At 49.3% G+C, this 2,186-nt stretch carries 3 protein-coding genes; 2 read left to right on the top strand and 1 reads right to left on the bottom strand.

Translation table 11 applies throughout. The features are described 5' to 3' along the window. Both vapB and vapC read left to right on the top strand, forming a co-directional pair. Positions 1-271 (top strand): type II toxin-antitoxin system VapB family antitoxin (gene vapB / locus ACP5D0_RS09910; RefSeq protein WP_472365621.1); only part of this gene is annotated, 271 nt, incomplete at its 5' end. Then, positions 268-672, top strand: a complete 405-nt coding sequence (vapC, locus tag ACP5D0_RS09905) for a type II toxin-antitoxin system tRNA(fMet)-specific endonuclease VapC (protein WP_472365619.1) — start codon at positions 268-270, stop codon at positions 670-672. The genes vapB and vapC, both read left to right, overlap by 4 nt. Before the next feature lie 110 nt (positions 673-782). On the opposite strand, the gene ACP5D0_RS09900 is transcribed toward vapC, so the two are convergent. Then, complete coding sequence (locus tag ACP5D0_RS09900) at positions 783-1,826, bottom strand: NADP(H)-dependent aldo-keto reductase (RefSeq protein WP_472365618.1); 1,044 nt, start codon at positions 1,824-1,826, stop codon at positions 783-785. Positions 1,827-2,186: the final 360 nt, after the last annotated feature.

Below are 2,186 nucleotides of genomic sequence, written 5' to 3'. Positions count from 1 at the left end.
CAAACAACATATCCAAACACTAAGAGGGCTTCGAATGACCGCCGTCACCACCTCCGTTTTCAAAAACAATCAGTCTCAAGCCGTTCGGCTGCCTAAATCGGTCGAACTGGACAAGTCCATCCAAAAAGTCGTCATTACCGCCATCGGTAACACACGTATTATCACGCCCGTTGAAAACAGTTGGGATGACTGGTTTGCATCGGCAAACATCAGTGATGACTTTATGAATGACCACTCTCAAGAACCCGATACGGCCAGAGAAGCACTGTGACCAAATACTTACTGGATACGAATATATTAATCTACACCATCAAAAACCGCCCAGAACAGGTGAGAAAAATATTCAATCAGCACGCTGGCCAAATGGCCATCTCAACGATCACCCAAGGCGAACTCATCTTCGGTGCGGAGCGCTCCATCCAGCCTGAGAAAAATTTAGCCGATATTGAAGGGTTAATCGCTCGGTTATTGGTTTTGGATTTTGATTCAGAGGCGGCCAATCATTTTGGTCAAATTCGCGCTGAACTCTACTCACAAGGTCAACCCATCGAGCCTTACGACATGATGATCGCCGGGCACGCACGCAGCAAAGGCTTGATTCTAGTGACAAACAACACCAAAGAGTTTGAAAGAGTCCATGGTTTAAGATTGGAAAACTGGGTCAACACCTAATCGGCACCTAATCTGAACCCAGTCCTCCCCAATCCGTCAATGCCGACCACGCCATTCGGTTGGGTGCGCCAGCAAAGGATCGGTTTGGACTTATGAGGATCGGTTTGGATTTATGGCGATGGAATCGTGTATTGCGCGTGAATGCGGTCGATTTGATGCAATACTTCATCGCTTAACTGGACGTGAATGCTGTCGATATTCTCTTTCAACTGTTCCATCGTGGTCGCGCCAATGATGTTCGCCGTCAAGAAGGGGCGACTGTTCACAAACGCCAGCGCCAATTGCGTCGGCGTCAAACCGTTACCGCGCGCCAAGGCCGCATACAGCTCCGTCGCTTTCACCGCATTGTCGTTGGAATAACGGTCGTAATGCGGAAACAAATTCAAACGCGCATTCTCGGCCGCCGAGTCGTTCAAATATTTACCGCTCAGCACCCCGAAGCCCAGCGGTGAATAGGCCAACAAACCGACGTTTTCGCGGTGCGACACTTCCGCCAGCCCCACCTCATAACTGCGATTCAACAAGCTGTAGGGATTCTGCACCGTCACAATCTTGCTCAAATCATGCTGCTCGGCCAACTGCAAAAACTTCATCGTGCCCCACGGTGTTTCGTTCGACAAACCAATGTGGCGGATTTTGCCCTGGTTCACCAACTGCGTCAGCACTTCCAGGGTTTCCTCCATCGGGGTCAAGTCGCTCGGGTCTTCCCCGACTTCAAAGCCCAACTGACCGAAAAAGTTAGTGTTTCGCTCCGGCCAATGCAGTTGGTACAAATCCACATAATCGGTTTGCAAACGCTTCAAAGACGTCTCCAATGCCTGCGTCATCTGTTCCCGATTAAAACGACTTTTGCCGCCGCGAATGTGTTCCACAAAATCCGCCGGCCCCGCCATTTTCGACGCCAAAATCACCTCATCTCGCCGCCCGGTTTCAGCAAACCAACGCCCGATGATTTCCTCGGTTTGTCCATAAGTTTCAGCACGCGGCGGAATCGCATACAGCTCCGCCGTATCCCAGAAATTCACGCCCTGATCCAAAGCGTAATCCATCTGTTCAAACGCCTCTTGTTGTGTATTTTGCTCGCCCCACGTCATGGTGCCCAAACAAATACGGCTGACTTGAATATTGGAATGGCCTAATCGGTTATACAGCATGGTGTTTCCTTTATGGTTGCAACGGAATGAACGACAATTCTATACTGCTTCGGTCGAAACACAAAATACACCAGGCCTGGGGAAAACGGTTTTCGAACCACGAATTCAAGAAGGCACTTATGCCCTCTGAGTACGAAGGATTTTAGAAACTTGGACTGTCACCCTGAGCGAAGTCGAAGGGTCTCCAGAGTGTTTACAGTGTTTGAACGGTTGGCGTTTACCGAGATAACCGTGTTTTTTACTCTGATCCGCTTGACAATCCGTCTCGTCAAAATTAATCTTTATACGAAGATTCGCGAGTCAAATTAGACTGACGTATTCTTCCATCCAAGACCACCCAATACCATCATACAACACCAC

Source organism: Hydrogenovibrio sp. (genome assembly GCF_049975065.1).
Lineage (GTDB): Bacteria > Pseudomonadota > Gammaproteobacteria > Thiomicrospirales > Thiomicrospiraceae > Hydrogenovibrio.
Note: the sequence above shows the minus strand (reverse complement) of the source record. Positions and strands in the feature narration are given on the sequence as shown.